Genomic DNA, 7,960 nt, shown 5'->3' on the forward strand with positions numbered 1-7,960 from the left:
CTGGCGAACGCGTAGGGGTTTCCGGTAGTAAAAATGATCCCCTGGACTTTGTGCTGTGGAAAAGTGCCAAGGCGGAAGAACCCGACGACGCCAAATGGGATTCCGATTTCGGTGTGGGCCGCCCCGGCTGGCACATTGAATGTTCAGCCATGAGCTGCAAGCTGTTGGGCAACACCTTTGACATTCACGGCGGCGGTGCCGACCTGCAATTCCCGCACCACGAGAATGAAATTGCCCAAAGTGAAGGCGCAGCGGATGAAAGTTTTGCCCAATACTGGATGCACAACGGTTTCGTGCGGGTTGAAACCAATGGCCAGTCGGAAAAAATGTCGAAGTCGCTGAACAACTTCTTCACGATCCGTGACATTTTGAAAGTTTACGATGCGGAGGTGGTGCGGTTTTTCATTTTGCGCGCACAGTACCGCAGCCAGTTGACCTATTCAGAAGCCCATGTGCAAGACGCCAAATCGGCCCTGGACCGCCTTTACACCGCTGTGGGTGAAGTACAGGCGGCAGAAGAACTGGATTGGAATCACGATTTTGAAGCCCGTTTTGCCGAGGCCATGAACGACGACATGAACACGCCCATTGCGGTGTCAGTGTTGTTTGAGATGGCCAACGAGGTAAACCGCACGGGCGATTCAGGCTTGGCTGCGCGGCTAAAAGCCCTGGCGCGGGTGTTGGGTTTGCTGGGCCGTACCGCACAGGCTTTTCACCATGCCGGGGTAGGTGAACAGGCCGGTGGGCTTGATGAGGCGGCCATTCAGGCCCTGATCAATGCACGCACACAGGCGAAGGCAGACCGTGATTTTGCCGGGGCCGATGCCATTCGGCAGCAGTTGCTGGACCAAGGTGTGGTGCTGGAAGACAAGCGGGGCGGTGCCACCGAATGGCGGCGGGCTTGACGCAGGGTATTGAACTGGACCCCGAGGCACCTGCCTATTGGCATGAGGCTTGCGAGGCGCTTGCCTTGCAAAGCCCGGTGTGGGTCGATTTGATTCAGCGGCATTCAGACCGTGCGCTTCGATCGCGTGGTGCCCCTTTCGAGACCATGTTTCGTTCGCTGGTTGGACAGCAAATTTCGGTGAAAGCCGCCGATGCCGTGTGGGCCCGTGTGGTTGATGCCTTGAATGGCAGTATTACGAGCCAGGCCTTGCTGGCCCTGAGCGATGATTCGTTGAAAGCAACTGGTCTTTCCCGCCAGAAAATTGCTTATTCGCGCGCCTTGAGCGAATTCGAGCAAAATGGCTTGTTGACCATCAAATTGCTGGACTGCATGGACGACGAGGCCTGCACCCGCCATTTGTGCGAGATCAAGGGCGTGGGTCGCTGGACAGCCCAGATGTTTTTGATGTTTTGTTTGCGCAGGCCCAATGTGTGGCCTGTGGATGACATTGGTGTGCAGCGCGGTATCTCGCGCCAATTTTTCGAAGGTGAACCCATCGGACCGAAAGAAGCACTACAATTCGGGGAAAAATTAAAACCTTGGCGGACCGTGGCAGCGTGGTATTTGTGGCGCAGCCTTGACCCAGCTGTGGTGGACTATTAAGAGAACCTCATGAAGCAAACATTTCTGGATTTTGAAGCGCCAATTGCCGAGTTAAAAGGCAAGATTGAAGAATTGCGCCTGGTGCAAGACGGCTCGGCCGTTGATTTGTCGGAAGAAATTCGCCGGCTGGAAGGCAAAAGCGACATCCTGACCAAAGAGCTGTACGGCAAGCTGACGCCTTGGCAGGTGTCGCAAGTGGCACGCCACCCGCAGCGTCCCTACACCCTGGATTACATTGCCAACGCGTTCACTGATTTTCATGAACTGCATGGCGATCGCCATTTTGCTGACGATCCATCGATCGTGGGTGGTTTGGCCCGCCTGGATGGTGAAAGCGTAATGGTGATTGGCCACCAGAAAGGCCGCGACGTGAAAGAGCGCACTCTGCGCAATTTCGGCATGCCGCGTCCCGAGGGGTATCGAAAGGCGCTGCGCCTGATGAAAACTGCCGAAAAATTCGGTATTCCCATTGTGACCCTGGTGGACACGCCCGGGGCCTACCCCGGCATCGATGCCGAAGAACGTGGGCAGTCTGAGGCTATCGGCCGCAACTTGATCGAGATGGCCCAAATTCAGGTGCCTATCGTCAGCGCCATTATTGGCGAAGGTGGTTCGGGTGGTGCTTTGGCACTGGCTGTGGCCGACCACGTGATCATGATGGAATACGCCACTTACTCGGTTATTTCCCCTGAAGGTTGTGCATCCATCTTGTGGCGCAGTGCGGAAAGAGCATCCGATGCCGCCGAGGCCCTGGGCATTACTGCCAAACGCCTGCGCGACTTGGGCCTGATTCAGGAAATCGTGAAGGAAAGCTTTGGTGGCGCGCACCGTGACCATGCCCTAACGGCGAACAACTTGAAAACATCCATCAAAGCCGCTTTGAACCTGCTGGTTTCCTATAAGCCTAAAACCTTGCTCGATGCCCGTCACGACAGGCTGATGAGCTACGGTCACTTCAAGGTGAGCAAGTAATTGAAGCAGTCGCTTGAAGCCTTTCTAAGCGACTTCAAGCGCCAAGCCCCGTTGCCAGCCTGTTTTGTGGTGGCTTATTCAGGCGGGGTTGATTCCACCGTGTTGCTGCATGCATTGCATTCAATGGGCTTGCCCCTGCATGCGGTGCATGTAAATCATCAAATTCAGGCGCAAGCCAATGCTTGGGAAGCGCACTGCAAAAGCCAGTGCGAACAGTGGGGGGTGCCGTTTACTGCCTTGCGGGTGGACGTAGAACCAGGCGATTTGGGCCTTGAAGGCCAAGCCCGTGTGGTGCGTTACCGTGCCATTTTCAACTGGATGAAAACCAATCAACACAACGTTTTGCTGTGTGCCCACCACCTGGATGATCAATTGGAAACGGTACTGCTTCAGTTGTTGCGCGGTTCGGGTTTGCGCGGTGTGGGTGGTATGCGGCAGATTGGCCCTGTGGGCGTAGACCGCCACCTGCATGCCGATTTCCAGTTGTGCCGCCCGCTGTTGGGCTGCAGCAAAACCAGCCTGCTGGAGTATGCGCGTTTGAATCGCCTGCAGCACATTGAAGACCCCAGCAACAACGACACCACGCTGCGCCGCAACTGGGTGCGTCATGAGTTACTTCCCAGCCTTGAAGAATACTTTCCGCAAAGCCCGAAGGCTTTGCAGCAACTGGCCGAATTTTTTCAGGCACACTATTCTGAAGAAGATTCAAATACTGAGGCCAATGCACCGCAGGTGGTTTCTGCCGCAGGCGCCTTGCAGCTGATTCAGTGGCGAGAGCTGGATGAAACGGCTCAGTTGAATACCCTTCGGCACTGGTTGCTTGGGCAGGGCGTGCGTTGTGGCAAACTGAAATTAATCGAGTTGGCCCGCCAACTGCGCATTAACAAAGGCGGTATTCGCGAGGTGAAAAAAGGATGGCAGGTCAAAGTAAGCCGACAGCAGGCCCACCTGCAACACACCCAACCATAGGACACACGTTTTGAACAGTGACGAATTGAACAGCAGCATTGGCAACATTGACCCGGAAACCGTGGCCCAGTGGCTTGAAAGCAGCGGCAACTACAAGGTGCTGCGCCGCATTCAAATGCGGGAAAGTTTTGGCGGGCAAATCAACAGCCCCGTGAAAGTGTTGGTGGTTGACACTGAAACCACGGGGCTTGATTTTTCGACGTGTGAAGTGATCGAGGTTGGCGCTTTACTGATCGAGGTGGATCAGGACACTGGAGAAATAGGCGCGGTGCTGGGCAGTTATGGTGGGCTTGAAGAACCCAAAGTGGCCATTACCCCCGAGAATTCTGCGATTCACGGCATTACCAACGATATGGTGAAAGGCCAGCAGTTTGACGAAGCGGCGCTCAAAGCACTGTGCGGCGAAGCCGCCCTGTTTGTGGCCCACAACGCCGCGTTCGACAAGCCCTTCATGTTGCGCCGTTTTCCCTGGCTTGAAAAATCAATCTGGGCTTGCACGTTTCGGGAATTGCCCTGGACGCAGGAAAATTATTCAGGCCGCAAACTGGAATATCTGTTGTCGGATTGTGGTTATTTTCACGGCGCACACCGTGCAGTTGAGGATTGCAATGCGCTGGTTCATGTGTTGGCTCAGCCCATGAAAACATCGCAGCGCATGCCGTTTCAGGTGTTGTTCGACAGCGCCAATGAATCGATTTATCAAATTGCTGCGTTGAAAGCACCGTTCGAGAAAAAAGATTTTCTAAAGGCCAAGGGTTTTCGCTGGAATGCAGATGACCGCGTGTGGGAATTCGAAGCCGTGGGTTTTTCCGAAGGCAAGGAAGTGATCGAATGGCTGCGCGAGCAGGTGTACTGTACCACCGGCAAAATCATGTTGGGCTTTCGCATCCAGGCTGGGGTTGATCGTTACTCTGGCACCACGCTGAAGCAACAGTTCAAAGAGGTGTAAGGCGTGCCCGCCACGGTTTATCCATCGGACACCAGCGAGCTTGCGCTTGACGGCGCACAAGCCCGCGAGCGGGATGTACTGCTGCAGCTGCAAGCGCAGTTGCCCGAGAACTACACCATTTACCACGGAATACATTGGTCGCGCATTGAACACGGCTTGACCGTCACCGGCCGCATCCAGTTTCTGGTGTTGGGCCCCAGTGGCATTGTGTACTGCATCCTGATGAAAACCGGTTTGATGAAAGTGGACCAGGGCCGGGTCGTCAAGCAACTGGGTGAACAACGCCAGGACGTATTCAACGCCTTGGCGGAGCAGGGCGCTTTGCTGGCACAAAAATTCAAAAAGCAGCATCTAGGCACATTGCGGGTAGAACCCGTCTTCTATTGCCCCGATTTTACCGTGCCCGACGCCACCGGCCTGACCGTGAACGCCGAACGGATTGTGGACGCAAGGCACAAAGAGGAATTGGGGGCGTTGATACAAACCATCGACATCACGGCAGACCTGTTCAGCAGCCACCCCAATACCAAAATTATTCATTCATTTTTGTGCAATGAATTGAATTTGGTGCCGGAAGTGGGGGCCTTGTCCCAAGCGGCTGAAACCTTGGTAACCCGTTTGTCGCATGGTTTGGAACAGTGGGTTTCAAGGCTCAGTTTCGAGCCTTTTCGGCTTCGTGTTACTGGCACGGCAGGCAGTGGCAAATCGCAATTGGCCTTCAGTGAATTGCAGCGCAACCATGGATTGAAGGCTCGCACAATTTACGTGTGTTACAACAGGCCGCTTTCGTCGCATATGGCGCAGCAGGTTCGTGAAGCCGTTTTGATGGGTGCTGTAGTGTTCAACTTTCACGCGCTTTGCGACCGCATGTTGCGTGATGCAGGCCAGGAAGTGGATTATTCCTCACCTGGTGTGTTCGGCCGTTTGGCTGAGCAAGTGCTGGCCACGCCAGTGGACAAACGTTGGGTGTTCGATTCAATCGTGGTAGATGAAGGGCAGGATTTTGACCAAAGCTGGCTGCCTGTGCTTCAGCGTTGCGCGCATTCCGGCACGCGCTGGTTGTGGCTGGAAGATCCCATTCAAAACCTGTACGCCAAACCGCCAATCAGCCTGCCGGGTTGGGTCAACCTGCACACCCCCATGAATTACAGAAACCCCAAGCGTGTGGTGCAGGCCGTGCAACTGGTGCAACAGGAATTCAGGTTTGAGTCACCATTGCCACTGGACATTGAAGCAGCCTGCCCCCTGGAAGGTTTACCACTTGAGTTTTTTGAGTATGAAGACGACGACGGTTTGTTGAACCAAACTGCCAAAGCGATTACTGCGTGTTTGCGGCATGGTTTTACACGTGACAAAATTGCGGTGCTGAGCATGCGTGGGCATGAAAAATCTAAAGTGTTGGCCCAAGCCAGCTTGGGGCCCCACAGCCTGCGGCATTTCACCGGGCGGTACGACGAACATGGTAGCCAGATTTTCACCGAGGGCAATGTACACGCTGAATCGGTTTACCGTTTTAAAGGACAGTCTGCCCAAGCTGTGGTGGTGACCGAACTGGCCTTCGAAGAATTCAATGAGACCGATTTCAGGAAGTTGTTTGTGGCGATGACACGCGCAAAGTTACTTCTGGTGTTGGTGGGGCATACCAATACACTGGGGAGGTTGCGAAACGCAATTCACTGTTGAACGCGCCACAACCCTTTGCTGGGCGAACACACCTCACCCCGGAATTTTGTTTTTTCGCCATTCTCAATGGTGACACCCAGGTAAGTTCGGCAGGAGTCTGATTTCGCGCCGGGCGACAGGTACACACCAATTCCGTTGGCTGGGTTTATCCAGCGAACAGCCTGGCCGGAAGGCACCAATTCCATGGTGTGGCCAAAGCAGTGTGAATCAACAGCGAAGGCGTCAACCAGTGTGGTTTCAGGGAAGATGGATTTAAACACGTCGCCAGATTCTACATAGGCCATTTGCTCGGTCAAACTACCCTTGAGGGATTCTGCTTGAACCAGTTTTGCGTCGCACTGACCACGCAATACGCCGAAATCATTGTTCCAGCCTTTGCCGGTGTAGCCGATGAAATTTTTCGCATTTGCTGTAGACCCAAAGAAAGCCGCTGCAATTGCAAGCAGGCAAAACACGGTTTTAATTCGTACTTGGGCTATGGGCATGGAGTAGTACTTATTAACTGGGCAGCCTGATGACATTGATAAAAACGGTGGGTACGCAAGTTTCGTTGACCCAATGAGTGTATCTTTTTCTGTATGAAAAAACACGGTACAGCCCCGGGAGACAACACAAAATGACAGTTCAAGGCAAAACTGTATCGGCAATTGACATTGCAAAAGGTGCTTTGGGCTTTTTGCCGGACATGCCCAGAATTTTGCCATCCTTGTTCAATCTGGCATTTCTTAGGCCTGATTCCCGGCGTTCACTGGGTTTGCTGTTTCAGGAGGCTGCTGCAAAGCATGCGCGGCAACCTTTTCTGAAAAGTGGAGGTGATACATGGACATATGAAAAAGCCAACGCCTGCTGTAACCAGATGGCGCGTGGCTTGCTCGCGCTGGGTGTGCAGGCTGGGGACACGGTAGGTCTGTTGTCTGCCAATCATGCTGAAACCCTGTTGGCTGTGATCGCTTGCGCAAAACTGGGTGCGGTGGCTGCCTTGCTGAACATCAACCAGCAGGGGGCAGTGCAGGCCCACAGCCTTGGGCTGGTGAAGCCACGTTTGGTACTTGCCTGTGACAAGGGCTTGCAAGTATTGAAAGCGTTGGAGAAAGAGCAGCCGGGTTTTTTGAAGTCAGTCGAGGTGTTGTCACTTCAGGCGGCCAGTAGCGACCTGCTGGTCAGTGATTTTCGCAGCGCCTGGTGCACCCAGCCCGCGCACAATTTGGCGTGCACGGCACAAATCATTGCCAGCTCGTCTTGCTTTTATATTTTCACTTCGGGTACCACCGGCTTGCCCAAGGCCTCGGTGATGAGCCATTACCGCTGGTTACAGGCTGCGTTGGGAATGAATACCGCCGTTCGTCTGAATTCTGATGATGTCCTGTATTGTTGCTTGCCGCTTTACCACAACAATGCTTTGACGGTTTCCCTGGGCGTGGTGGTGGCTGCGGGTGCCTGTTTCGCCCTGGATGAGAAGTTCAGTGTCAGCAAATTTTGGCAGCGCATTGCGCATTACAAAGCCACCGTGTTTTGTTACATCGGTGAACTGCTGCGTTATTTGTTGAACCAGCCCGAGCGCATGGATGACCAAAACCATGAGGTGCGGCTGATTTTGGGCAATGGTTTGCGCCCGGAGATCTGGGATGACTTTGAAAATCGTTTCGGCATTCATCATATTTTTGAATTTTACGGTGCCAGTGAATCCAACCTTGGGTTCATGAATGCCTTTGGGTTGAAAGAGACCGTGGGCTTTTGCCCCATGCCTTATGAAGTGGTGGCCTGTGATGCTGACACCGAACAGCTTGAGCGCAATGCCCGCGGTTTTTGCATGCCGGTGGCTCGGGGCGGGGTTGGGT

8 protein-coding genes are annotated in these 7,960 nt (G+C 54.0%); 7 read left to right on the forward strand and 1 reads right to left on the reverse strand.

Features of this window, described 5'->3' with window-relative positions; translation table 11 throughout:
- From V7028_RS12055 to V7028_RS12080, 6 genes are all read left to right on the forward strand, one after another.
- On the forward strand, positions 1-905 hold a 905-nt coding region (locus V7028_RS12055; protein ID WP_334120334.1), incomplete at its 5' end, for a cysteine--tRNA ligase.
- Complete coding sequence (locus V7028_RS12060; protein WP_334120335.1) at positions 890-1,549, forward strand: DNA-3-methyladenine glycosylase family protein; 660 nt, start codon at positions 890-892, stop codon at positions 1,547-1,549. The genes V7028_RS12055 and V7028_RS12060, both read left to right, overlap by 16 nt.
- A gap of 9 nt (positions 1,550-1,558) precedes the next feature.
- A complete protein-coding gene (locus V7028_RS12065; RefSeq protein ID WP_334120336.1) occupies positions 1,559-2,521 on the forward strand; it encodes an acetyl-CoA carboxylase carboxyltransferase subunit alpha in 963 nt (320 codons plus the stop codon).
- On the forward strand, positions 2,522-3,490 hold the full coding sequence (gene tilS / locus V7028_RS12070) for a tRNA lysidine(34) synthetase TilS (protein ID WP_334120337.1): 969 nt from the start codon (positions 2,522-2,524) through the stop codon (positions 3,488-3,490).
- 10 nt (positions 3,491-3,500) lie between these two features.
- Positions 3,501-4,439 (forward strand): 3'-5' exonuclease, encoded by a 939-nt coding sequence (locus tag V7028_RS12075; RefSeq protein WP_334120338.1) that lies wholly within the window; start codon positions 3,501-3,503, stop codon positions 4,437-4,439.
- A 3-nt stretch (positions 4,440-4,442) separates the two neighbouring features.
- Positions 4,443-6,122, forward strand: a complete 1,680-nt coding sequence (locus V7028_RS12080) for an ATP-binding domain-containing protein (RefSeq protein WP_334120339.1) — start codon at positions 4,443-4,445, stop codon at positions 6,120-6,122.
- Here the strand turns inward: V7028_RS12080 and V7028_RS12085 are convergent.
- A complete protein-coding gene (locus tag V7028_RS12085; protein WP_334120340.1) occupies positions 6,113-6,607 on the reverse strand; it encodes a hypothetical protein in 495 nt (164 codons plus the stop codon). The two genes, V7028_RS12080 and V7028_RS12085, sit on opposite strands and share 10 nt — an antisense overlap.
- A gap of 131 nt (positions 6,608-6,738) precedes the next feature.
- Here V7028_RS12085 and V7028_RS12090 point away from each other — a divergent pair.
- A partial coding sequence (locus V7028_RS12090; RefSeq protein ID WP_334120341.1) for an AMP-binding protein occupies positions 6,739-7,960 on the forward strand: 1,222 nt, incomplete at its 3' end.

Source organism: Limnobacter sp. (genome assembly GCF_036846585.1).
GTDB lineage: Bacteria > Pseudomonadota > Gammaproteobacteria > Burkholderiales > Burkholderiaceae_B > Limnobacter.